The sequence below is a fragment of the Paenibacillus lycopersici genome, assembly GCF_010119935.1.
GTDB lineage: Bacteria > Bacillota > Bacilli > Paenibacillales > Paenibacillaceae > Paenibacillus_Z > Paenibacillus_Z lycopersici.
In genome coordinates this window covers 996704-1021857 of sequence record NZ_CP048209.1, presented here as the reverse complement: position 1 = coordinate 1021857, position 25154 = coordinate 996704, and the positions used below count along the sequence as shown (strand labels likewise).

Here is a 25154-nt window from a genome sequence, read left to right as displayed (position 1 = left end):
CATTTTTATTGGAGGTTTAGGTGCGTCGAGGTATAGAAAAACTCGCTTCCATCTGCCGGATTGCGCAAATCGAAGCGAGTTTAGTTTACCTCTGTATCTTATATGTGCTTCCTATTCCCACTCGATCGTCGCCGGAGGCTTGGACGTGACGTCGTAGACGATCCGGTTGACGTTGTCCACTTCGTTAACGATACGAACGGAAATTTTCTCTAGCACGTCCCATGGGATGCGCGCCCAGTCCGCCGTCATGCCGTCGATGGACGTTACGGCGCGGATGCCGACCGTGTACGAATACGTACGGGCGTCGCCCATGACGCCGACGCTCTTCATGTTCGGCAGCGCCGTGAAGTACTGCCAGATCTCGCGGTCGAGACCGGCTTTGATGATTTCGTCGCGCAGGATCGCGTCGGAATCGCGCACGATCTTCAGCTTCTCTTCCGTTACTTCGCCCAGCACGCGAATCGCGAGACCCGGACCCGGGAACGGCTGACGCCATACGATCGCGTCAGGCAAGCCGCACTCCGAACCGACCTTGCGCACTTCGTCCTTGAACAAGGCTTTCAACGGCTCGACAAGCTTGAATTTGATATCTTCCGGCAGGCCGCCGACGTTGTGGTGCGACTTGATCGTCTGCGCCGTCGCCGTGCCGCTCTCGACGATATCGGTGTACAGCGTGCCCTGCGCGAGGAATTCAAAATCGTCGAATTTCGCCGATTCCTCCTGGAACACATAGATGAACTCGTTGCCGATGATTTTGCGTTTCTGCTCCGGATCGTCGACTCCCTTCAGCTTGCCGAGGAAGCGCTCGCTGGCGTCGATTTTGACCACTTTCATATCGAATTTGCCGACGAACGTCTCCATGACGCCTTCGGCTTCGCCTTTGCGCAGCAGGCCGTGGTCGATGAACATGCACGTCAGCTGGTCGCCGATCGCCTTATGCAGCAGAATCGCCACGACGGACGAATCCACGCCGCCGGACAGGGCGCACAGCACTTTGCCGCTGCCGACTTGCGCGCGAATGTCGCGGATCGTATCGTCGATGAACGTGCTCATGCTCCAGTTGCCCTCGCAGCCGCACACGTTGTAGAGGAAGTTGCGGATCATTTCGTTGCCCTGCACGGAGTGGCGCACTTCCGGGTGGAATTGCACCGCGTACAGCTTGCGCTCCGCGTGGCTCATCGCCGCGATCGGCGCATGGTCCGTGCTCGCGTCGACGCGGAAGCCCTTCGGCAGCTCGACGACGTGATCGCCGTGGCTCATCCATACCGTCTGGCGGGCTTCCAGATCCTTCACGAGCTCGCTGCCCGCGACGAAGTCCACTTCCGCTTTGCCGTACTCGCGCTTGCCGGCGCGTTCGACCTTGCCTTCGAGCTGATGCGCGATCAGCTGCATCCCGTAGCAAATGCCGAAGATCGGCAGGCCCAGCTCATAAATCGCGGGATCCACGAGCGGCGACTTCTCCTCATATACGCTAGCCGGTCCTCCCGAGAACACGATGCCCTTCGGCTGCAGTTCCCGGATCCGTTCTACCGAGGTATTGTAAGGCAGCAGTTCGCTGTACACGCCCAGATCCCGGATGCGTCTGGCAATCAATTGGTTGTATTGTCCGCCGAAGTCGAGGACAACGATCATTTCATTTGGCTTGTTCACTTTTTGTATAAGCCTCCCTCAAATCATTGTGTCAATTATATATAGGCCGTATGGGACAGTCAAGGAAACGAGAGGCGCCTGATACGGGGCGAAAAAAGAAACCGCTGCCATGGATTTTCGGCGGGAAATCGCGGCCGGGGGCAGCGGAGCGCCGGGGGCAGCGGAGCGCCGGGGGCGGCGGAGCGCCGGGGGCAGCGGAGCGCCGGGGGCGGCGGAGCGCCGGGGGCGGCGGAGCGCCGGGGGCGGCGGAGCGCCGGGGCCACGAAGCGCCGGGGGCGGCGGAGCGCCGGGGGCGGCGGAGCGCCGGGGGCGGCGGAGCGCCGGGGCCACGAAGCGCCGGGGGCGGAGCGCCGGGGCCACGAAGCGCCGGGGGCGGAGCGCCGAGGCCACGAAGCGCCGGGGGCGGCGGAGCGGCGATGGTGTGGGAGCGACGGCGCTAGCAGCTGGCCGTCGCTAGTATTGGGAGGCGGTGAAGGTGGCTGAGCGGCGCGATGGTGCTTGAGCGATGGCGACGGGCCTACCTGTGCGACTACGTAGATAGCCGATGCTACTCGCCAATGTAGTGCACCTAGTGCACCTCTTTCCGCTAATCCATCGGTTTCTCGCCAATGTATTGTACCTCGTACAACTCTTCCCGCTATACAACCGGTCCCCTATAGTGGTAGTTTCGGGTTTCCAGGCGCTTTCTGCACCAACCAGGCATGGCACAGGACGTCAGCTGCCTAATAATCGGACCGGCTGCTTAACAAACTGCCGACTCGACCCGCTTCTGCTCCCTGCCTCGCCTGCCGCACATGAGCGCAGCCAAAACAAAAGCCGAACGAGCGTTAGCAACGCCCGTTCGGCCTATACGTTCGACTTATAGATGATGCAGCCAATTGCCTGCCCGATGCATGTGACTTGCGCGGACGCGCTCGGTCGCTTAGCCCTGCTCGGCTGCCGCAGCTGCGGCAAGCGCCTGCTGCTGTTTGTTTTTGGCCAGCTTCAAGTAGCCGTATACGTTCTGGAACTCGCTGTCTTCCACGAAACGGAGACGGATGGAGCCCGCCGCGTCGTTCAGGTACGACCGCAGCGCCGCTGCGCCGCCGCCGAGCACGTAGAAGCATTGGATGTCCGGGTTCTTCTTCCACCGTTTCACGATGAGATCCAGCACCTTGTTCGCCGCGCGGCCGAAGTAATTGTCCACGATCGGACGGATGTCCGCTTGGCCTTCGCCGATGCGGTGGATCACATAGTCGCCGCTCTTGATGCGCTGAATCAATTTCGTCCGGCTCGGGAACCGGTGGCCGAACTGGTCTTCGACGTCCCGGATGATCTGGTCCAGATAGCCGGCCAAGCCGAACTGCTCGCCCGTGCTGAATTGGTTGTCGATGCTCATCCGTTTCACGACCGGGAAGTCCGTCGTCAGCGCGCCCATTTCGCAAATGCCGATGCAGCCGTAGTACAGCTCCTCGTTACGGACGGAGAGGTTATCGTGCGTAGCCATATGGAACAGCGCCGCGGCGCCTTCGATCGATACGACCGCGCGCTTGATGATGACTTTGATCGAGCGTCCGCTCAGCTTCGGCGTCGAGAGGAAGGTCACTTCGTGCTCGCCGACGAGCCGCTCCTCGAACTGCTTATGGAAGCCTGCGTACGTACGAACGGGAAGCCCGGTGCCGACGATGTACTCCACGACTTGGCCCGACTGCGCCTCGGAGGGCTGGTACGCGCCGCTCGTCAATCCGGCGTAAGCCAGCGCGGTCAGCGCCACGATCAGCGCCTGGTCGCTCGTCGCCTTGTTGTCGGTCTCCTCCAGCTCGGAGTTGTCCTGGTCCTCCATGGCGAGCGTTCCCACGAAATACCGCTGATTGTTCCGTTTCAGCTTCGGGCTGTAAATCCGCACGTCCAGCGCCTTCAGCGGCGAATCCTCTTCTTGAAAAATATGCCGTTCGTAGCCGGGCGCGAGAATGCTTGGAATCACGACAGGTTCCGCCGAGCCGTCGACCATGAGTTTGATGCTGTCATTGCCTACGTCAATGCCTGCGAGCTTAATCAATTTCAGTTCCTCCGTTCCTATCGAGACATGCCCGGCCGCGAAGCTGCAGAAGCTTCCGCGGCGCGCGCATTGCCCGTATTGGGACTTGATTTCGCCACGATCCGACAAAATCCTTTTTTTGCATGTCGAGAATGTCGGCGCGGATCAAATTTACGCGAAAGCTAAGTTTTTTTGGATTACATGCCGAAATTATTCGGTATATGTAGGTTTTCGGCAAGATCATCCAAAAACGTTAAGGAGACAGGCATGAAGAAGAAACGACTCTTCTCCGGCAGCCGGTATACGTTTCTTGTTCTTCCGGACGACGGCGGGCCATCCATGCGGTTTCGGGCTTCCACCGTCCTTCTGGCGGCCATACCGATTCTCATCCTCGCTCTGGCCGCCACAGCGTCCACGCTGTACTTGCTCCAGGAACGCAGCGCATGGAAAATGGATCGGCTTCATCAGCAGTTCGATCTCAGCTCCGGCGCGTACAAAAGCGAAATCGCGTACAAGGACGCCTCGATCCGGCAGCTCCAGAAACAAGTCGTCGAGTTCGCCCAGCAGGCCGAGAATGTACAGACGCGCCTTGATCAATTGGACAAGCTCGCGTCGGCGATGAAGTCTTTCGTCGGCATCCCGGAGCCTGCCGGTTCGACAGTCCAGTCCGACAAGCCGGACACGGAGAACGGCGTCGGCGGCGAGCTCTTCGCGGCGACCGACAGCGATTATCGCCAGCTGATGGACGGCATGGGCGAGAAATACGCTTCGCTCGATGCGCAAATCGGCGAGCTGAAAGAAGCGTTGACCCGCACGCATACGGAAGCGCAGAAAAAGAAACAGCAGCTGCGCGTCATGCCGACGTTCTGGCCGACGTATTCGCAGCGCATCACGTCGCAGTTCGGCGTTCGGATCGACCCGTTCACCGACAATCCGGCCAAGCATACCGGGATCGACATCGCCGGCAGCCTCGGAGACCCCGTCTTCGCCGCAGCGGACGGCACGGTGACGGAAACCGGCTACAACAGCGCCCGCGGCAACTACGTCATTATCCGTCACAAACAAGGCATTTCGACCAAATACATGCATTTGTTCAGCATTTCCGTATCGAAGGGCGATGTCCTCAAGCAGGGCGACACCATCGGCAAAATCGGCTCTACGGGACGCAGCACGGGCCCGCATCTGCATTTCGAAGTGCTGGAGCATGACGCGCCCGTCGATCCAAAACCGTATTTAAACATGGCCATGAAGGGGATGCCGATTGATGTTCAAGTTTTGGAAAAAAGACAAGATTAGCACCTCGCTGACCGATACCTTCATCGGCGAAGGCACCATCGTCGAAGGGGCGATCCGCTCGGCGGGAAGCGTTCGGGTGGAAGGCCAGCTGCGCGGGGATATTTTCTGCGAGGGAGACGTCGTGCTGGGCGAGAGCGCGTTCGCGATTTCCAACATCACGGCGCGCAACGCGTTTCTGGCCGGCCAAGTGACGGGCAACGTGCGCATCAGCGGCAAGCTGACGATCACGTCGACCGGCAAATTATACGGCGACATGGATGCGGCGACGCTTGAGATCGAGGAAGGCGGCGTCTTCCAGGGCAACAGCGCCATGGATAAGGGCGAGCCTGTCGTCAGCCCCATCGAGCGCCGAAGCGGACGCGACCGGCGCGCGGCGAACGATCCGAACTGGAACGGCGAGGAGCGCCGAAGCGGCTACGACCGCCGGGACAAGAACGAGCCTGCCGGTTCCGGCCCGTTGATCAAGAAGATTAGCTACCGCGCGCCCGAGAAGAAGGATGAGGCCGAGACAGGGCCCGAAGCCGCGGAGCATCAAGCTGCCGACGACACGCAAGCCTTCGCCAACCCGCTGCGCGAGAACGGTCGGGCGTTCATGCAGAACATGAACGCAGGCCGGAAGCAAGACAAGCTCGGCGAAGGAGTGAGCGATGAAGAACGCGCGGCGCTGGGCGTTCCCGGGCAAGCGGCCGGACCAGCGGCTAAGCAACATGCGGCGGCGCTTGCGGAAACCGCGGCAGCGAGCGAGGCTGCGGTTGATGAGCTTTGGGAAGATGCTGCTTCGGCTGTGGTTGGTGCAACTATAGTGGCTGAAGCTAAGGTTGTTGCGGAAGAAGCGCTTACAGCGGTCGACGAAACGCCTGCTTCTGTCGCGGCTGATGCCGAGGTTGGAAGTCTGGGCGGCGAACTTGGTGATACTAGCGGCTCGGCGATTGCGGCGGTTGCGGCTGCGGCCGAAGAGCTGCCCGCGACTGGTTTAGCCGAGATCGCGGTTTCGAGCTATAGTGAGCGTTCGGTTGGCACATTCGAAACGGATGCTGCTGCTGTATCGGTTGGCGTTGAGATGGCCGGAGCCAAGGCTTCGAGCGGGTTTGCTGTTGGCAGGTTCGAGGATGAAACCGTTGCGGTTGATTACACAGCGGATGATTGGGCTGAGAACAAGGCTTCGAACGTAAATGAGCGTTCGGTTGATGGGCTCGAACAGGATGCTTCTGCAGTTTCTGCGGCTGCTGTGGCTGCTCCGGTAACGGCCATGCCTCTTGGGAGCTTAGAAGGTGCCGAATTGGCAGGAATGGCTGCTGCCGAGCTGGATGCCAAAGGCAGCGAGGAAGGATCCGAGGCTGTTGCGGCTATTGAAGCAGGTATCGCATCTGATGCCGCATCTGGGTCGGACACGGATGCGCCAATTGCACTGGCCGGCGAAGGAAAAGGCGGCTGGACGATTTTCGAGCCGTTGCGGGACGGACAGGGCGAGCGGCCCTCGGAGCAAACGGCGGTTGCCGGCGATTCCGATACTAGCGTCTGGAACTCCGCCTCCGGATTCGGAATCAATGTCGGCAAGCCGCATGCCGGTGTGGCGGCGACAGCGGCCCCGTTGACAAACGCTGCTTCCGGCGAGCCCGTCCGAGCCTCGGGCAGCGCGTATGCGTTCGGGTTCGAGCAGCGGGCGCATGCCGGCGGCGGAGAGCATGCCGGACAGGGCGATCAATCGCAGCGCAGCCAGCCGGCGAACAACCGCAATGCCGAGGAAGCGGCTGCGCTGCTTCGGAATTGGTAGCATGCGCGCGCGATCGAGCAGGCGGCTTGTCTGCAGCACTTGCTGGGGCTGGACATAACCGCCCCGCCCCGTTCAATGCGTCGAAGCGCAAGCGGAGGATCCGTAACCGGAGTAAAGCCGGAACGACAGATAGATTCGCAGGAAAAGCCAGTACGTTCAATAGAACCGCCAGAATGCCGGTACGTTCGATAGATCTGCGGACGCAGTTGGCTTTTCTGCGGACTCGCTGCCATCGTGAACAAAGGGATAGCCTATCGGTGTTGGCATGTCATTGTCATAGGAACATCCCATTGAGTACGCGAAAGGATCTCGACATTCACTGCAAAGTGGATGTCGAGATCCTTTTTACGAAGATATTCGAATCCGTGTACTGGGATAGGGGCTCCGCAGGCAGTGCCGTCAAAGCTCCCGCAGGCAGGAATTTGTAGCTCCGCGCCGTGAAAAGCATATGATTCGCCCGGTTCCGGCGCGACATCCTGCCGCTGCGGCAACTTTTGCGGCTCATTCACCCGGGTCTGGCGCGAAATCCTGCCTCTGCGGCAACTTTTGCGGCTCATTCACCCGGGTCTGGCGCGGAATCCTGTCACTGCGGCAACTTTTGCGGCTCATTCACCCGGGTCTGGCGCGGAATCCTGCCTCTGCGGCAACTTTTGCGGCTCATTCACCCGGGTCTGGCGCGGAATCCTGCCTCTGCGGCAACTTTTGCGGCTCATTCACCCGGGTCTGGCGCGAAATCCTGCCTCTGCGGCAACTTTTGCGGCTCATTCACCCGGGTCTGGCGCGGAATCCTGCCTCTGCGGCAACTTTTGCGGCTAATTCACCCGGGTCTGGCGCGAAATCCTGCCACTGCGGCAACTTTTGCGGCTCATTCACCCGGGTCTGGCGCGGAATCCTGTCACTGCGGCAACTTTTGCGGCTCATTCACCCGGGTCTGGCGCGGAATCCTGCCTCTGCGGCAACTTTTGCGGCTCATTCACCCGGGTCTGGCGCGGAATCCTGCCTCTGCGGCAACTTTTGCGGCTGATTCACCCGGGTCTGGCGCGAAATCCTGCCTCTGCGGCAACTTTTGCGGCTCATTCACCCGGGTCTGGCGCGGAATCCTGCCTCTGCGGCAACTTTTGCGGCTCATTCACCCGGGTCTGGCGCGAAATCCTGCCACTGCGGCAACTTTTGCGGCTCATTCACCCGGGTCTGGCGCGGAATCCTGCCACTGCGGCAACTTTTGCGGGCATTTTGCTCGGTACTGGCGCAAAATCCAGCCGCGGCGGCAACTTTCGAGAGCATTTCGAATAATGGTTCTTTGCAAAGCTGCTTATGAAAACATCGAAATCCTTCCTGTCGGAAGGAATTTCGATGTTCCTCGCCCAAAAAGCCGCGAATCCCTGCCCTCCGGCAGGAATCCGCGGCTCTTGGCACGTTGGCTCTATGGCGTTCCTTGCGGCTCGCGCGGCTTCACGACGGCGAGGCCGGCGATGAGCTCCGCCACTTGCTGCTGCGTCGGCAGGCGCGGCGCGAACGCGTCGAACCGCGCCTCTTCATCCCAGCGCACGAATTCCGCGACCAGCGGCGCAGCCGTCGGCGGCAAGCGCAGCGCCGCCGTATATTCGCGCGCCGTGCGGTGCGGGGGCTTCGCGCCGCACTGCTTGTACAGCTCGCGCCACAAGGCGTCCGCGAGCTGGAGGAATTGGCTGCGGGCCGCGGTATGCCGGCCCGCTTTCAGGGCGCTGCCGTACCGGCGCAGCGCCCAGCCGAACGCGAAGCGTTCGCGCTGGCGGCGCGCCGCCAGCGCGAGCCCGGCCGCGCCGGTAACGACCGCGGCGCATGCCGCCTTGGCCCACGGCGGCGAAGCCAGCGCGCCGCGGCCAGCGTCCGCGAGCGCATCGGCGCCGCGCGCCGCGGCCGCGCGCAGCTGCGCGGCCAAGTGCCCGGCGAAGCCCCGGGCATCGGCGCCGCGAGCCGCCGGCGCGTCGCCCGCGGCGGCGGCATCCGGCTGCGCCCCCTCGCCCGCCGGCGCGGACGAGGCGGCTTCGCCGGCGGCACCGCTGTCCGGTGCCGCAAACCCCGGCGTCGGCTCGAAGGACAGCCAGCCGACGCCCGGAAACCACACCTCCACCCATGCATGCGCGTCGCTCGCGCGCACGGTGTACAGGGAGGCTCCGCCTCCCTCCGCCGGCTCGCCAAGCTCGCCCGGCGCAAAACCTTTCACGTACCGCGCGGGAATACCCTGCGTACGCAGCATCACGGCCAGCGCGGAGGCAAAATGCACGCAGTACCCTTGCTTTTGCCGGAACAGAAAATCGTCGACGAGATCCGCTCCCCCTTCGGGCGCTTGCGTATTCGTCAGCGTGTACGGATAGTTCGCCTTCAAATAATCGACGATCGCTTCCGCCTGCGCGTAACGGTCCGTCGGCTGGCCGGCATCCTTGATGATCTGCGCCGCAAGCTCGCCGATCCGCGCCGGCAGACCCGCCGGCAGCTGCGTATACGCGCGTTCCTGCCGTTCCGTCAGCGGCGGCGAGCCTTCAGCGCCGCCCTCGGCGCCGCGCGCTCCCGCTCCGTTCGGCACCGTCGTCTCGACCGTGTATTGCACGACCTGGTCTTCATCGCCGGACGTGTACAAGGCGCCGGTGGACGCGTCCTGCCAATACCTGCCGCTGTCGTTCTTGGGCGAACGCCGCAGCTTTAGCGCCGTGATGCGCGAATCCGCGCCTCCGGCGAACAACGGATACCCGACGGTCGGCCGGACAGGCGTCACCGTCTGGACGAATACGCCTGCGTCCTGCTTGCCGGAGGGGTTCGTCACGGTTCTTTTCTGCCAATCGTGGTCATCCTGCTCCCAGCCCTGCCCGCTGTAGTAGGCTTCGCTGTCGCCGCGCAAATACCCGGCTTCCGCCGACGCAACCGTGAACAGAACGGTCGCGTCCGGGGTCAGCGGACCGCCGAGACGACGGTCGTCGAAACCGTAGCCCGTCTTCCCCGATCCGTCCAAGCCGGACTCCGCCATCGCCTCCTGCGCCGTCGTCGTTGCGGGAGCCGCGCTGCCGTCGGCCATTTCCATGCGGTTCTCGCCCCATTTGATCGCCTCCGCCGCCCAAGGCGCCTGCTCCGTCGCCGTTCCGCCGGACCAGCCCCACGCCGCGCCGACGCTCGCGAGCACGATGAGCGCCGCCAGCCATGACGCGCCGCCCCACCAGCCTCGCGGCCAGCCGCCAAACCCGCTCTTGGCGAACAAATCCGGCATGCCCGCAAGCCGTTCGATGCGCGGCGCGGTCACGAGCGCGCTGAGCAGCAAGCCTTCCGCGCATGCCCGCAGCAGGCCGGGGAACACGTCCATCCCCGTAAATCCGTACAATAGCAGCAAATAGACGGCCGTCAGCGCGGTCAAGCCAAGACCCCACTGCCGAAGCCACATCAAGGACTGGACGGCGATCGCCATCATCCCGAGGCCGCTGATCAGCAGCAAGGTCCGCATTTCTCCGGTAAGCATGAACCGGCCATGCGCAATGCCGAGCGCATCATGACGTGCGGCATGAATGAGCCCCTGCATCGACTGGGACAACGAGCCGTAATGGGGCTGGAACAAAACGAGCACCGCGCCGAGGGCGACGCAGCCGTTCAGAAGCAGCGCGGCCCATGTCGGCGGCACGAACAGCCCTACGGCGAGGAACAGCCCGACGGCCGCGAGCAGCGGGCTGATCTGGTACAACTCCGTGTACGCCTTCAATTGTTCCAGCGGCAGCAGCCACTCGATGATCAAGCCGTACAGCAGCAAGCTCGTCATCAATCGTCTGAGGCCGAGCCGGAAGAAATGCAGCCCTTCCCGCTCCTCCGCGCGCTTGGACGCTCGCGCTGAACCGCCCTGAGCGGGCGGCTGAGCCGATGGCCCGGCATTGACCGCAGCTCCATCTCCCGCCGCCGCCGTTTCAGCCGCGGCTTGCTTCACGCATGCCTCCTCTGCCTGTCCGCTCTCCGCTGTTACTGCACCTGACGCTTCCCTACTTATTGCTGTCCCTACCCTTGTGCCTCCAGCTGAACCGGCCTGCGCGGGCGGCAGCGCCGATGGCCCGGCATTGACCGCAGCTCCATCTCCCGCCGCTGCCGCTTCAGCCACGGTTTGCTTCACGCATGCCTCCTCTGCCTGTCCGCTCTCCGCTGTTACTACACCTGACGCTTTCCTACTTATTGCTGTCCCTACCCTTGTGCCTCCAGCTGAACCGGCCTGCGCGGGCGGCAGCGCCGATGGCCCGGCATTGACCGACGCACCTTCGCCCGCCGCCGCCGCTTCAGCCGCGGCTTGCTTCACGCATGCCTCCTCTGCCTGTCCGCTCCCCGCCGTTAATGCATCTGACGCTCCCCTTCCCGCTACCATCCCGCATCTTGTTCCTCCTGCAGATCCGGTTCCACCTCCAGATCTGGCTCCAGCGGCTGTCGCCGGTATGCCGGCGTTCCCGGGCTCGGCGAATCTTGGACCAAGCTTATCCTCCCGCTGCTTCGACATGCGTCCCGCTCCTCTCTCTTCCGGAGCTGACGGAAGCATGCTCCACGGCCGGCTTGACGCTTCCGAACCGTTCGGACATCGGCAGCGCCTTGACGAGGCAGCCCGTGCCTTGAAGCCGCTCCTGCCAGCTTCTCGCGGCATCGCCGCCTCCGGCCGGGACGGACAGCAGCAGCTGCAGCCGAATGCCTCTTACGCCCGCCAGCTTGGCGCCGTACGTAATATTGCCGGGATCGCTCGAAGGCCTGGCGATCGCGTCGGCGCTTCCCGTTGTTCCTGCCGTCAAGCAGATCACCGCGGCCCCTCCGGGAGCCCCCGCGACGATATCGGACAACCGCTGCGACATCGGCTTGACCGCCGCGTCCGGCCGAAGCCGCGCGAGGCGGATTACGGCCTCTCCGGGCTCCGACCCGGAATCGCCGTCATAGATGACGCTTGCCGTCTCCGAATTGGTCAGCAGCTTCACCCGTTTCCCCTCCCGCAGCGCCTGCTTCATCATGGCGGCGGCGCGGCCCGCGTTGGCGTCGAACAGCCTTCTGTCCTTCCCGTACGCAGCCGATGAGGTCTCCAGCAGCAAAATGACGGTTCCGGCTTCGGCCGCCTCGTTCATCCGCGTCTGCATGCCGAGTCCCCGTGCCATCGCGCGCCAATCGATCCGCCGCAGCGAATCGCCCGGGATGTATCCGCGCAGCTCCGGACCAGCGCCGTCCCGGCGCAGCCGGGATGCCGCGGCCATCATCTGGCCGCCGAAGACGGAGACAGGCTGCATGCCCCTCCTGGCCTGCGCCGCCTCGAAGCCCGGCAGCTCGCCGAGCTCCTCGCCTGCCGGCGCGGCAGGCTTCACGATCGCTTGCCCGGGACAGGCGACGACAACCGTCCGCATCGTCAAGCCAGTCAAATCGCCCGCCGTGACGGTCAAGCGGCTGAAGGTCAGCTCTCCCCGCAGCAGCCCGACGACGGTATAATCCAACGTCAATCGCCGGCTGAAGCCGGGAAGCAGCGCGCGCGCGACCTGAACGCGAACGCCTTGCGCCGCGCACGCGTCGACGAGTTCTTCCTGCACGCACACCCACATGAACGGCAGCATGCGGCGGCTTAACTGCAGCTGCAGCGTGACGCGCATCTCGCCGCCGTCCGCCAGGCTGCCGGCGTCATGCACGATTCGTTCCGCCCTTATGCGGCCAAGCGCTGCATAAGGGAGCAGCAAACCGGCCCCCGCGGACAGCAGCACGACGGCCGCGAACAACCATTCGACCGCGCCGCCGCGCTCGACAAGCGCGAAAATCCCGATGCCGAGCAGGATCGCGGCCCATATTCGGGTCATGATCCGGCTTCGCAGCCTGGCAGCGCCCGATACCGGCGGAAGCGCGCCGTCCTGCTTCTCGGCCTCTCCGCCTGGCGCAGCGACAGCATGCTTATTCCCGGTCCCTGCCGGCCCCGTTATGTTCTTCGCCGTGCCCGCTCCGGCTGCGCCGGCCCGCTTCAATCGATTCGTTCTCTTCGACTTACCCGCCGTGCTCACGATCCCACCGCCTTCCCAGTCGCGAGAAGCCATCCGTCCCAGCCGAATTCCCGCGAACAGCTTTCTTCGTTCTAATCCCTGTTTCAGCTTCCATTAGTTTCGACGATTGCTCTGCCCCGACCTTACCCTGTTTCGACTTCCCCCTGCCCGACTTTCCCTCTGCTTCAACCTTGCCCAAGTTCCGGCTTTCCCTCTGTTATCCTGTTTCCCTCAGGCCCGATCCCTCTGCCTCGTCTCTCCGACTAGCTACGATTGCCGCACCGCTTCATTGGCGATCCATCTATTATCTTCCCGCTCTTATCTTTCCGTCCTCCTCTTCCCACGCATCCTCCCAATCTCATCGTCCCAACCTCATCTCCGCCGCCCGCCTTCGGAGGCCGGCATCGGCACGGGAGCCGCGGCGAGGATATCCTCCAGCACCTTGGCGGGAGTTCTTCCCTGCACCCAGGCCTCGTCCCGCATCAGCAGCCGATGTGCCAGCACGGGCTCGGCCGTCTGCTTCAAGTCGTCCGGCACCACGTACCTTCTCCCCGCCACGTACGCCGCCGCCTGCGACGCGCGAATCCAGTCCAGCGTTGCGCGCGGACTCGCGCCGAGCTGCAGCTCCTGCGACGCGCGGGTCGCCCCGACAATGTGCACCGCATAAGCCAGGAGCGCCGGATGGACGTGCACGGACTGCGCATCCTTCTGCATGCGCATCCATTCCTCGGGCACGATGACCGGGCGCAGCAGCTCCGGCAACAACCGCTGACGGCCCGATGCCAGCATGCCGATCTCGTCCTCCGGCGCAGGATAGCCGATCGTCAGCCGCATCATGAACCGGTCAAGCTGCGCTTCGGGCAGCGGGTACGTACCGTCGTCGCGCAGCGGATTCTGGGTCGCGAGCAGCATGAACGGCACCGGCAGCGGCCTTGTCTCGCCATCGGCCGACACGCTGCGCTCTTCCATCGCCTCCAGCAGCGCGGATTGCGTGCGCGGCGGGGTACGGTTGATTTCGTCGGCAAGCACGACGTTCGCCATCAAAGGCCCTTGCCGGAAGACGAGCTCTCCCCGCTTCCCGTCCCACACCATCCCGCCGACGACATCCGCCGGCTGCATGTCCGACGTGAACTGAATGCGGCGGAATTCGCCGCCTATTACCCGGGCAATAGCGCGCACGAGCAGCGTCTTGCCGACCCCTGGCACATCCTCGAGCAGCACATGCCCGCCGGCCAGCAGCGCGCTGAACACCCGCGACACGACCTGCTCTTTGCCCAGCAGCACGCCGTTCACCCGCGCCAGCATCAGCTGCAGCGATTGCTGCGCGGCTTCGGGCCACATATCCGGATTCGGCGCGCGCAAGGGCTCGCCGGATCCCGTTTCCTTTTGCTGCGGATTAGGTATCATTACGGATCATCTCCTACTCTTCCATCCTATTGAAACGTTCTATCTGCTAGTTTCGCCAGCAATCCTCCCCTTTACACCTGATGCGGCACCGAAAATCGGCGGCGTCTTTCACCGAAGGTCGTTTCCAAGCAGCACACTCCGGTATTTTTTGGCTATAGCAGTCTATGCGCTACGCTGAAAATGATATAATTCTGCTAATCGCTTACATGGGAGATGAGTGCCTTGCAGCATGAATTGCGCGAAGCCGAGCAAGCTCTGCTGCACTATTCGTTCGACAACCCGATCATCGATTTCATCCGGCATAACGAGAACATGACGTTCAAGATCACCACCCCCGCCGACAACCGCCGTTACGTGCTGCGCATTCACAAATCGGTCGCCGACGGCCTGTCCGGGCAGCAGCACACCTGGGACGGATTGCATGCCGAGATGCTGTTCCTGCAGACCATCGGACAAGCGAACGTGCTGAACGTCCAGAAGCCCGTCGCCAATCTGGCCGGCGGCATGATCACCGAATATATCTCCGACCGGCATGGCCCCACGTACGCCACGCTGTTGGAATGGATCGACGGCTCGACGCTTACGCTGCAGGAAGAGGACGCGGAACGGATCGTCTACCGTCTGGGGCAAAACGTGGCCAAGCTTCATCGGTTCTTGCAATCATCGCCGCCACTGGAGCTGCGGCGGCCGGCTTATGACGCTGATCGCATCGACGAGGCGCTGGTTGAACTGCGAATCGGGGCGAGCGGAGGCGTCATTGCGCCTGAAGATTTAACCGTCATTGAAGAGGTGCTGGCCACAGTCAAGCTTCAGCTGGCCGAACTGGATGCAAGAGAAGGCTCCAAAGGCTACGTGCATGCCGATTTTCAACTCGGCAACATCATTGTCTCGGAAGAAGAGGGCAGCCCCTCGCTGATCGATTTCGGCCTGTTCGGCCATGGCTATTACTTGTTCGATTTGGGCAGCGCTTGTTCCATGCTGAAGCCCGAGCTGCGCAAGACATTCCTGGACGGCTACGCGTCGCAAACCGCCTTCGCGTCCGATGATATCCGCTATATCGAAGGCCAAATCTTTATGGATATTTTCATCAGCTACGTGTTCGTCATTCATCATCCCGGGAAGAACCAGTGGATCAAAGCCGACGCCGCCAACGTCTGCAGCACACTCGCCCCCGATTTCCTGGCCGGCAGAGAAGTGCTGTACGCGTTCTAGCACGCTCCCAGCAACCATGGCGGCTTATCCCCCTCGTCATATTCATGGAGAATCGAGGTGAAACCTTTTGATAGATAAACTGCTGCAAGAGATCTTCGACGCCCAGGCGCTGCCGCAGGCAGTAGATCGATGGAGCGAGCTGCAAGGCGGTACCAATAGCACGGTCAGGGTCATCGGCAATTCGGACAATCCGCGCCTGTATGTCGTCAAAGCCAATGAACCCGAAGTCATCGCCGCCGAAACGCGGTTCTACCGCCATTATCCGGACATTGAACTGTTTCCGTCCATCCGCTGCATCGATCCGGATTACCGATACTATATTTATGAGTTCCTCCCCGGCGATACGAGCTACGACCGCAAGTCGAAGCCGGAACTGATGGCGGCGCTGACCGATCGGATCATCAGCCGCTACGTGCAGCCGGACAAGGCCGATCCGTTCGCATGGGTGGAAGATCCGGCGAGCATCGCCGGCGATATCGCCTACGCTCGGTCCGTTATCGGAGAACGCCTGAGCGAAGCGGATCATGAACTTGTCCCGGCGATTCAATCGCGCAGAAGCGACCGGCTGTCGCGGCAGCCAAGGTACGTGCTGCACGGGGATTTCGGCGTTCACAACTTCCTGTTCCAGGGCGGACGGCTTCAAGGCGTCATCGATCCGCTGCCCCAGATCGGCCGGCCCTTGTACGATCTGCTGTACGCCTTCTGCTCGTCGCCGGATGATCTGCATCTCCCGGTTCTCGTTGAGGCGGTTCGGCGCGCAGGACTGGCCCCGGCCCATCAGCACGAGCTGATCGAAGACATGCTGATGGCGCTGTACTTCCGGATTTCGACCTGCCTGACGCATCATGGCGGGGATTTCGACCGTTATCGGGAAGCGTGGACCGCGTGGACGAAGCTGGTCCCGGACGGCAGGAGCTCATGAACGGCGATGGCTATGAACGACGATGGGCCATAAAAAACGAGGAACCTCATCGGCAGAACGGCGTTAGCCCGTTCCCGGAGGTTCCTCGTTTGGTTACTGCGGACGTGCGCGAATGCGGTATGGCGCTGCCTGGTGCATGAACGAACAGAATCGGACGAACGCTTCCTGCACGCCGCGCGACGCCGTACGAAGCCTGCTCGCCTGTTCGCCTATGCTACTTCGCCTGCACCGCATCCAGCACATCCTGCACATGGCCCTTCACGCGCAGGTTGCGCCATTCGCGCACCAGCTTGCCTTTCTCGTCGATCAGGAAAGTCGAGCGCACGAGCCCCATATATTCGCGGCCGTACAGCTTCTTCAGCTGCCAGACGCCGTACAGCTCGCAGACTTTATGCTCCGTGTCCGCCAGCAGCTCGAAGGGCAGCTCGTACTTGGCGGCGAATTTCTCGTGCCGCTCCGCCGGGTCGTTGCTGATGCCGATCACGACCGTATTATGCTTGCCGAACTCCGCGTACGCGTCGCGGAAATCGCAGGACTGCTGCGTGCAGGCCGGCGTCAGATCCTTCGGATAGAAGAAGATGACGACCTTGCGGCCGGAATAATCGCTGAGGCGCACTTCGCGCCCGCCCATGGCCGGAAGCGTGAAATCCGGCGCCTTTTTCCCCACGACCGCTTTCGGTTTGATTGCTGCCATCGTTTCATTTCCCCTTCGAAATAAATGTTACGAACCGGCGCCCCGGTACCGTTTAACCCCGTGATTCCAAATGAACAGCCCGATGCCCAGGACGACGACGCCCATGAGCGGCGTGTACGGCGCCAAATTCGACAAGCCCGTCTCGTTCCGCCCCAGGAAATACGAAGCCGGAATGACGCCGACGAACGCGAACGGCAGCATCCACGTCAGGAAGAACCGGATGATGCGATTATAAATGTTGACCGGATACCGGCCGTAGTTCGAAATGTTGTACATTAACGGCAGAATGCCCGTCGGCGCGTCGGAGTAGAACGAAATCGCCGTCAGCGACGTGAAGATGCCCGCGTAGATCATCACCGATCCGACCGTGAACGCCGCCAGCATCAGGACGTCCGTCAGATGGAAAACCAGTCCGAGATCGCCCCAGCTCAGAATCATGATGACAAGGCCGATGACCGAGCCGAAGAGCGAAGGCGGGTCGAGATTCTCGAGCAGCACCTGGTACAGGTTATACGCCGGCCGCGTCAGCACCCGGTCCATCTCGCCCTTGACGATATACCGTTCGCTGAAGTTCCAAATGTTGAAGAGCGCGCCGAAAATGCCCGACGGCACCATGAAGTAGCCGTACACGAACACCACTTCCGCCTCGGTCCAGCCGCCGAGCGTCGGCGTATGCCGGAACACGATGAGGATGAAGATCAGATTGACGGCCTGGAACAGCAGGTCCGACAGCACTTCCACCCAGAAATCCGCGCGGTAAGTCAGCTTGGTTTTGACGTAGTTTTTCATATACTCCGCGGCTAGCGACATATAGAACATGGCTTCCTCAACCCCCTTGTACGAACAGCCGCGTCCGCGCCTGCCGCCACACCAAGGCGATCGGTATAATCAGCAGAACGAACCAGACGGCTTGAATGCCCAGCACGCGCGCAATCGCAGATCCCCCGATGCGGCCGGTGAAGACGGAGCTCGGCAAATACGTAATCGCTTGAAAAGGCAGCCATTTCATCGTCACGGCGAGCCAGCCCGGGAAGAAGGAAATCGGCACGATGACGCCCGAGAACAAGTCGACGAGCACCCGCTTCATGCGCAGCATGCCCTCGTTATTCTCCACGAAGAACGCAAATAAGCCTACAAGCATGTTGATTTGCGTATTAATAAGAAAACTGAATAGCAGCATAATGAGGTAGATCGCCCAGATCCCCGGATCCGCCGGCAGCTTCACCGGAAAAATCAAACAGACGAGGGCAAGGCCCGGCCCCATGAACAGCAGGAGGCGGAACAGCCCTTCGCCGAACCCCTGCATCAGCTTGACGAACAAGTAGTTGTACGGGCGGATGAACTGCACGGCGACGCTGCCGTCGCGGATGTCGTTCGCGATCTCGCGGTCGAGGTTATTGAAGTAGAACGCCCTCGCCATCCAGGAGACCGCGACGTACGTCGTCATCTGCGCCAGCGTGAAGCCGGCCAGCAGCTTCTGCTCGCCGTAGATCGCTTCCCATAGAAAATAGTACGCGCCGATGTTGATCGTGTAAATAACGATCCCGCTGTAATAGTTGACGCGGTACGCCAGCATCATCAGGAAGCGGATGCGGATCAAGTCCAGATACGCGCTGTTCATCATGACTTCGGCTCCTTCTCGGAGGACGCGCCGGCGCCGACGGGAATTCTCTCCTGCTGCTGCGCAGGCCGGCCGGAAGATGCGGCGGGGGAATCGGCGGGAAGGCCGGCAGACGGTTCAGCTGATGGTTCGGATGAAGGTCCGGACGGTCCGACTAACGGTTCGACTGATGGTCCGGCAGACGGCTCGACTGACGGTTCGGCTGACGGTCCGACTAACGGCTCGACTGCATCCGGCGACCCGCCGTCCGCATCCGGCTTCAGCATCGCGGCCGCTTCGGTCGACGCCGAGCCGGACGAATAAATTTCGCGGACGATCTCATCCGTGTTCGTCTCCATGATCTTGATGTCGCGGATATCCGAACTGCCGCCGACGACGCGGGCCAGCGCCTCCGAGACGTTGACGGCATGCGGCAGCCACATCGTGGCCGTCAGCTCGTTGTCGATGCTCCACTCGACGCCGCCGAGGCCTTCCGTCAGCCTTCGCAGCGCGTCCAGCGACGGCTGGTCGCCGAACTGGAATTGCAGCTCCCGCCCTTTGCTCCAGCGGGCTTTCAGCTCGTCCAGACCGCCGTCGTAAATGACCCGGCCGTCGTCAAGCATGATGACGCGCGAGCAGAGCGCCTCGATATCTTGCAAATCATGGGTCGTCAGCAAAATCGTGGTGCCCTGCTCTCGATTAATTTTTTTTAAGAATTCGCGGATTTCCGTCTTCACGACAATGTCAAGGCCGATCGTCGGCTCGTCCAGGAACAGGATCGACGGGTTGTGCAGCAGCGACGCGACCAGCTCGCAGCGCATCCGCTGACCGAGGCTCAGCTTCCTTACGGGGCGGTTAAGCAGTTCCCCCAATTGTAGACGTTCCACCAATTCATCTAGCCGCTCGCGAAATTCCGGCTCCGGCACCCGGTACACTTTGCGGAGCAGCCGGAACGATTCGATAACGCCGATATCCCACCATAATTGGCTGCGCTGACCGAACACGACGCCGATCCCGCGCACGAACTTTTCCCTGTCTTTATAAGGCACGAAGCCGTTTACCATCAGGTGTCCCGAGGTCGGCACGAGGATCCCCGTCAGCATTTTGATCGTCGTCGACTTGCCCGCTCCGTTCTCGCCGATGTAGCCGCAAATCTCGCCCTGCGGAATCCGGAAGCTGATATCTTTCACCGCGGTGATCTGGTTGTATTCGCGTTTGAACAGATCCTTCAGCGCGCCTCCGAGACCTTCGCGGTTCTTCTGCACCTGGAATTGCTTTCTTAAATCTTGTACGTCGATCGCCAGCATTTTGCTTCCCGGCTCCTCCCTTTCGACATTTCCTAGGAAATATCCGGTCTATTCGTTTCTATCAGATAAAACTTGATTCTCTACGACAATCCATTTTATAATTTTATGATATGTAATGCCATACCGTTTCTTAACGTTAGTCACTCTGCAGCATGCGACAGCAATCTATCAACCAAGCCTATTCTTATGTTCCGCTAACGGATCTTCTCCTCGGCCGTTCGGATCGATTACAAGGAGGAACTACAACGCATATGGCGCGCGCAAAGCAACCGAAACAACCGAAACGAAAAAGACCCTGGAGATGGGTGCTGCTAGGCGTATCCGTCGTGATTTTGGCGGTCGCCGGGTTTCTGGTCTACGAGGTATACGGCACTTATAACGGACTCGATAAATTAAGCCAGCCGACAACCGATCCTAAATTCACCGGTTACGAAGTGACGACGGCCGAGAAGCCTCCCGAGTGGGAAGGCAAGGAACGCGTGAACATTCTGATCATGGGCGGCGATAACCGGGGCTTGCAGGAGAACGAGAAAGCGCGCTCCGATTCCATGATGGTCGTCTCGCTCGACCCGCTCAAGAAGGACATCCATCTGTTCTCCGTCCTTCGCGATACGTACGTGAACATCCCGGGGCATGGCAACGACCGCATTAACACGGCGTTCGCGGCGGGCGGACCCGATCTCGCCATGCAGACGATCGGCGGCATCCTCGGGCTCGATATCCAATATTATGTGTACACCGACTTCGAAGGATTCAAGTCCGTCATCGATGCGATCGGCGGCATTCAGAACTTCGACGTCGAGAAAGACATGAACTATGTCGACAACGCGGACGGCAACCGGTACGACATCCATCTCAAGAAAGGCGTTCAGGATCTGGACGGCACGAAGGCGCTGCAGTACGTTCGTTTCCGCCATGACGCCCTGAGCGACTTTACGCGCACGGAGCGCCAGCGCAAGCTGCTCGGCGCCGTCGCCGACAAGATGAAGAACGGCTGGAACCTGCTCAAAATGAAAAAAATCGTCGACAGCGTCGACGGCTACGTGAAGACGAACATCGGCGTAACCGACATGCTCAAGCTGGGCCAGCTCGGCGTGAGCAGCCACATCGCGGGCCAGGCGCAGGTGCCTCCGATGGAGCTGATCAGCGGCGAGAAAGTCGGCGGCGCCTCCGTGCTGGCGATTTCCGACGAAGACGAAGTACTGAAGTTCGTGCAGGATGAGCTGGCGAAGGATACGACGACCGCCGCTTCCACCGATGCGACCGTGCAGGACGACGGAGCGCCTGCTGGCGCGAATAGCGGCAATACCGCGAACGACAGCAAATAAGCTTACAGCCAGAAGGGAGCAGCCGGTGCGATCGGCCGCTCCCTCTTTGGTTGTATTGTCCGGCGCGGCAGAGGTACAATAGGAATTGCGATTTTCCTTCTTGTGCCGATTCGGCGGCTGACAGGACTTAACCGCTCGAGCGGTCTAACGTAGAGCGGGACAAGGATAGCTATAATGAAGACTTCATGACTCAGAGGAGGCACTGCCCATGTCCACCACGCATCGCCCGCGCTCGGAGGCACTCTACGCCGAAGCGCTTCAACATATCGTCGGAGGCGTCAACAGCCCTTCGCGTTCGTTCAAAGCCGTAGGCGGCGGAGCGCCCGTCTTCATGAAACGCGCCCAAGGCGCGCATTTCTGGGACGTCGACGACAATCGCTACATCGATTATTTGTGCGCGTACGGACCTATCATTACGGGCCATGCGCACCCGCATATTACGGCGGCCATCTCGTCGGCCGCCGCGAACGGCACGCTCTACGGCACGCCGACGGAGCTGGAAATCACCCTCGCCCGCATGCTGAAAGAAGCGATTCCGTCGCTCGATAAGGTCCGCTTCGTCAACTCCGGCACGGAAGCCGTCATGACGACGATCCGCGTCGCGCGCGCCTACACGAAGCGCAGCAAAATCATCAAATTCGCCGGCTGCTACCACGGCCATTCCGATCTCGTGCTCGTCGCGGCCGGCTCCGGCCCGTCGACGCTCGGCATTCCCGACAGCGCCGGCGTGCCGGCCAGCATCGCCAGCGAGGTCATTACCGTGCCGTTCAACGACCTGGACGGCCTGCGCACGGCGCTGGACACGTTCGGCGGCGACGTCGCGGCCGTCATGGTGGAGCCGATCGTCGGCAACTTCGGCATGGTCATGCCGGAGCCCGGCTTCCTCGAAGGGCTTTGCCGCATGACCCGCGAGGCCGGCGCGCTCGTCATCTACGACGAAGTCATCAGTGCCTTCCGGTTCCACTACGGCGGGGCGCAGACGTACGCCGCGTTCCCGGACCATGCCGCCATCGAGCCCGATCTGACGGCGCTCGGCAAGATCATCGGCGGCGGGCTGCCGATCGGCGCCTACGGCGGCCGCAAAGCCGTGATGGAGCAGGTCGCGCCGCTCGGCCCGGCCTATCAGGCGGGCACGATGGCCGGCAACCCGGCTTCCATCTCGGCAGGCATCGCCTGCCTGGACGTGCTGCGGCAGCCCGGCGCGTACGACCGCATGGATGCGCAGGCGGCCGCGCTGGCGGCCGCGCTGCAGGCATCGGCGGACCGCCACGGCATCCCGCTGACGATCAACCGCATCCGCGGCTCGTTCTCCGCGCATTTCTGCAGCCACCCCGTCACGAACTACGACGAGGCGCAGGATACGGACGGCGAGCGCTTCGCGCAGTTCTTCCGCTTGATGCTGGATCAGGGCATCTGCCTGGCGCCTTCCAAGTACGAAGCATGGTTCTTGACGACCGCGCATACCGACGACGATATCGCCGCCACGATCGCGGCTGCCGAGCATGCCTTCTCGGTCATGAAGGGCTAGCTGCTTAATCCGCGTCCAGCCGCCTCAACAACGCCAACAACGTCAATAACGCCTATCCCCCGAAGCGCGGCTACGCAGCTCGCACCGTAACATGCGGTGAAAGCGCGTAGCCGCCGCAGGACGGCCGCTCATCGCAGCTGGCCGTCTGCCGGGGAATAGGCGTTTTTATTTTGGGATCTCCGTCGTTCGTGCCTGCATGATCGCCTTCCTTGCCCTGCGGTCTACGCCGTCATGTCATGAGCGCGACAAGCGTCACGATGGCGAACGGGATCAGAATGAGCGTGCCGACGACGACCCACCCCACCGGGCGGCCGAAGTTGACCGTCCATCCGATGCCGTATTTCTTCGGGACGAAGACGGCGGGATCGCGCGGGTTATAATACAGCCCGCCTCCCGCCAGCCAGTGTGCGCCCCCGGCCGCTCCTTCGCCGTCTCCGCTGCCTTGCTCCTGCAAGCCGAGCCGTCGTACCGTCACGGTCAGGCCGACGATGCCGCCGATCACGAGCAGCATCACCAGCACGGTCACGACAGCCAAGACCCGGCTCGGCCATCCGTAGAGCATCGTCGCTTGTATGTAGCTGAAGAACGCGGTCAGCAGCAGCGACAAGCCGTAGAGGAACACGCTGTTCACGAACCGGAATTCGCGCCGCTTCGCCTCGTTCTCCCCTTTATCCGACGCTTGGACGCTCGTCGTCCGCGCGATAACGGCGTTCGTGCCCAGCATCGTCAGGAGCAGGCACAGCTGCACGATATTGAGCAGGAAGACGGTTCCCCAGCTTTTGGCTCCGAAACCGTCCGGCTCGAACCGGAAATTGTAGTGCGTCGTCACCGTCGTCGGAATGTCCCGCCACAGCAGCGCCGCCGTCAGCGCGGAACCTGCGATCAGCAGCGCCTGCAGCCAATACCAGCGCGGCGAAAGCGTGCCTCTCCGGTCATTCGATACGTCCGTCATTCCAGTGAATCTCCCATCCTCGATAAATCGCTGCGGTAGATGGCCACGCAGGCTCTGCTGAACTCGGCCTCGGTCATCCCTCTCGCCCTGCCTTCCGCCGCCAGCGCGCGCAGCCGGTCATGCATGCGATCCATGAACCGCTCCGTCAGCCGGGGCATCTCTTCCTTCGGCGGCACGAGCATGCCGAGCCTGCCGTCGTAACGCTCCACCAGGAATCCGTCCGCCAACAAGCTGCGGTAAGCCTTATGCACGGTTTGCGATTTGATGCGCAAATCCGACGCCAGCCGCTTGGCCGACGGAAGCGTCTTGCCCGGCTTTAATACCCCCGCTGCGATCCCCGCGATAATCTGCTGCGCGATCTGCTCGTGAAGCGGCACATCGCCCTGCACGTCAAGCTCGATGAACATCCCGCCAGCCTCCCTCATCCGACAGCGCTCTTAGGCTAGCTTATGCAAAAGAACGCCTCTTCTCCCGTCATATGCGGACGGAATGAGAGACGTTCCTCGGTCAGCTGCCGGCTTCCGCCTGCTGAAGGGCGTTCAGGAGTTCATCATGCATGCGGCCGTTGGATGCCGCGACATGGCGAACGCCGAGATGGTAATCGCCGCCTTGCAGATCCGTCACGGTGCCGCCCGATTCCTTCACGAGCAGCGAGCCTGCTGCGAGATCCCAGGAGTTCAACCCGATCTCCCAGAAGCCGCTCATCCGGCCTGCGGCCACGTAGGCCATGTGCAGCGCCGCCGAACCGGCCGAGCGGACGTTGCGCACCTGCGGCGCGATCGCCTGCAGCTGCTTCATGTTAAGCGGCTGGGCGTAGTTCGGATCGGCCGGGAAGCCTGTCGCAAGCAGGCTCTCCCGCAGCGTCGCCTCGTCGGAGACGGCCATGCGGCGGCCGCGCACGTAAGCGCCCTTGCCCTTCTCCGCCACGAACAGCTCGTCTCGCATCGGGTCGTACACCACGCCGACGATCACCTCGCCGCGGTACGCAAGCGCGATGGAAACCGAGAAGAACGGAAACCCATGGACGAAATTCGTCGTGCCGTCGACCGGATCGACGACCCATAGGTATTCGGCGTCCCGCACGCTTTGCAGCGCTTTCGTAGACGCTTCCGGTCCAGGCTCGACGCCTTCCTCTCCCAGAAACGAGTGCTGGGGAAAATGCGTCGCGATCAAATTGCGGATCATCGCTTCCGCGCCTTTATCCACTTCCGTCACAAGATCCTGCGCGGAGTACTTTATCGATAGGCTTGTATGGTTGCCAAGCTTCGTCTTGATCCATTCACCGGCCTTGGCCGCGCAATTGATGGCGACGGCGGTGAAGCTCTTGCCCCCGATCACAGGGATGTCATTCCCAGCGTTCACGGCATATCACGCTACTTTCCTATGAAATTCATCATTGCCTTAACTACTATACGGAGCATGGCGCTCAAAGTTTCGTCGGACCGGGACGCTTGGCCGCAAAATCGGTTCA

Annotated in this window: 17 protein-coding genes and 1 pseudogene; 6 read left to right on the top strand and 12 right to left on the bottom strand. The window is 61.8% G+C overall.

Annotation, left to right across the window (positions count from 1 at the left end; translation table 11 throughout):
• Nucleotides 1-111: 111 nt before the first annotated feature.
• Nucleotides 112-1650 carry a glutamine-hydrolyzing GMP synthase gene (guaA, locus tag GXP70_RS04520; protein ID WP_162355371.1) on the bottom strand — a complete coding sequence of 513 codons (1539 nt, stop codon included), beginning with the start codon at nt 1648-1650 and terminating at the stop codon, nt 112-114.
• Nucleotides 1651-2572: 922 nt separating this feature from the next.
• Entirely contained in the window at nt 2573-3688 is a 1116-nt protein-coding gene (locus tag GXP70_RS04515) for a ParM/StbA family protein (protein WP_162355370.1), read from the bottom strand.
• 246 nt (nt 3689-3934) lie between these two features.
• Between GXP70_RS04515 and GXP70_RS04510 the strand changes: the two genes are divergently transcribed.
• Both GXP70_RS04510 and GXP70_RS04505 read left to right on the top strand, forming a co-directional pair.
• Entirely contained in the window at nt 3935-4963 is a 1029-nt protein-coding gene (locus tag GXP70_RS04510; RefSeq protein ID WP_162355369.1) for a M23 family metallopeptidase, read from the top strand.
• On the top strand, nt 4932-6737 hold the full coding sequence (locus GXP70_RS04505; protein ID WP_162355368.1) for a bactofilin family protein: 1806 nt from the start codon (nt 4932-4934) through the stop codon (nt 6735-6737). The genes GXP70_RS04510 and GXP70_RS04505 overlap by 32 nt, the downstream gene beginning before the upstream one ends.
• Nucleotides 6738-8160: 1423 nt before the next feature.
• Here the strand turns inward: GXP70_RS04505 and GXP70_RS04500 are convergent.
• From GXP70_RS04500 to GXP70_RS04490, 3 genes are all read right to left on the bottom strand, one after another.
• Nucleotides 8161-10680 carry a transglutaminase-like domain-containing protein gene (locus GXP70_RS04500; protein ID WP_162355367.1) on the bottom strand — a complete coding sequence of 840 codons (2520 nt, stop codon included), beginning with the start codon at nt 10678-10680 and terminating at the stop codon, nt 8161-8163.
• A 532-nt stretch (nt 10681-11212) separates the two neighbouring features.
• Nucleotides 11213-12754: a DUF58 domain-containing protein gene (locus GXP70_RS04495; protein WP_162355366.1), complete on the bottom strand. Its 1542-nt coding sequence runs from the start codon at nt 12752-12754 to the stop codon at nt 11213-11215.
• A 351-nt stretch (nt 12755-13105) separates the two neighbouring features.
• On the bottom strand, nt 13106-14140 hold the full coding sequence (locus tag GXP70_RS04490; protein ID WP_318652403.1) for an AAA family ATPase: 1035 nt from the start codon (nt 14138-14140) through the stop codon (nt 13106-13108).
• 222 nt (nt 14141-14362) lie between these two features.
• Between GXP70_RS04490 and GXP70_RS04485 the strand changes: the two genes are divergently transcribed.
• Nucleotides 14363-15352 (top strand): phosphotransferase enzyme family protein, encoded by a 990-nt coding sequence (locus GXP70_RS04485; RefSeq protein ID WP_162355365.1) that lies wholly within the window; start codon nt 14363-14365, stop codon nt 15350-15352.
• A 67-nt stretch (nt 15353-15419) separates the two neighbouring features.
• Complete coding sequence (locus GXP70_RS04480; RefSeq protein ID WP_162355364.1) at nt 15420-16274, top strand: phosphotransferase; 855 nt, start codon at nt 15420-15422, stop codon at nt 16272-16274.
• A 214-nt stretch (nt 16275-16488) separates the two neighbouring features.
• Here GXP70_RS04480 and bcp read toward each other — a convergent pair whose 3' ends face one another.
• The 4 genes and pseudogenes from bcp to GXP70_RS04460 form a co-directional block, all read right to left on the bottom strand.
• Entirely contained in the window at nt 16489-16968 is a 480-nt protein-coding gene (gene bcp / locus GXP70_RS04475) for a thioredoxin-dependent thiol peroxidase (RefSeq protein WP_162355363.1), read from the bottom strand.
• Between the two features lie 27 nt (nt 16969-16995).
• A complete protein-coding gene (locus tag GXP70_RS04470) occupies nt 16996-17787 on the bottom strand; it encodes an ABC transporter permease (protein WP_162355362.1) in 792 nt (263 codons plus the stop codon).
• A 7-nt stretch (nt 17788-17794) separates the two neighbouring features.
• Nucleotides 17795-18589, bottom strand: a complete 795-nt coding sequence (locus GXP70_RS04465; protein WP_162360288.1) for an ABC transporter permease — start codon at nt 18587-18589, stop codon at nt 17795-17797.
• 275 nt (nt 18590-18864) lie between these two features.
• Nucleotides 18865-19875, bottom strand: a pseudogene (locus tag GXP70_RS04460) (ABC transporter ATP-binding protein); the annotation flags it as partial.
• 251 nt (nt 19876-20126) lie between these two features.
• On the opposite strand from GXP70_RS04460, the gene GXP70_RS04455 reads away from it, so the two are divergent.
• Together GXP70_RS04455 and GXP70_RS04450 are read left to right on the top strand one after the other, a co-directional pair.
• A complete protein-coding gene (locus GXP70_RS04455) occupies nt 20127-21203 on the top strand; it encodes an LCP family protein (RefSeq protein ID WP_162355361.1) in 1077 nt (358 codons plus the stop codon).
• 208 nt (nt 21204-21411) lie between these two features.
• Complete coding sequence (locus tag GXP70_RS04450) at nt 21412-22731, top strand: glutamate-1-semialdehyde 2,1-aminomutase (protein ID WP_162355360.1); 1320 nt, start codon at nt 21412-21414, stop codon at nt 22729-22731.
• A gap of 229 nt (nt 22732-22960) precedes the next feature.
• Here the strand turns inward: GXP70_RS04450 and GXP70_RS04445 are convergent, their stop codons facing one another.
• The 3 genes from GXP70_RS04445 to GXP70_RS04435 form a co-directional block, all read right to left on the bottom strand.
• Nucleotides 22961-23683, bottom strand: a complete 723-nt coding sequence (locus GXP70_RS04445) for a DUF5808 domain-containing protein (protein ID WP_162355359.1) — start codon at nt 23681-23683, stop codon at nt 22961-22963.
• Nucleotides 23680-24090, bottom strand: a complete 411-nt coding sequence (locus GXP70_RS04440) for a GntR family transcriptional regulator (RefSeq protein WP_162355358.1) — start codon at nt 24088-24090, stop codon at nt 23680-23682. Before GXP70_RS04440 ends, GXP70_RS04445 begins: the two co-directional genes overlap by 4 nt.
• Before the next feature lie 100 nt (nt 24091-24190).
• A complete protein-coding gene (locus GXP70_RS04435; RefSeq protein ID WP_162355357.1) occupies nt 24191-25045 on the bottom strand; it encodes an inositol monophosphatase family protein in 855 nt (284 codons plus the stop codon).
• Nucleotides 25046-25154 lie beyond the last annotated feature (109 nt).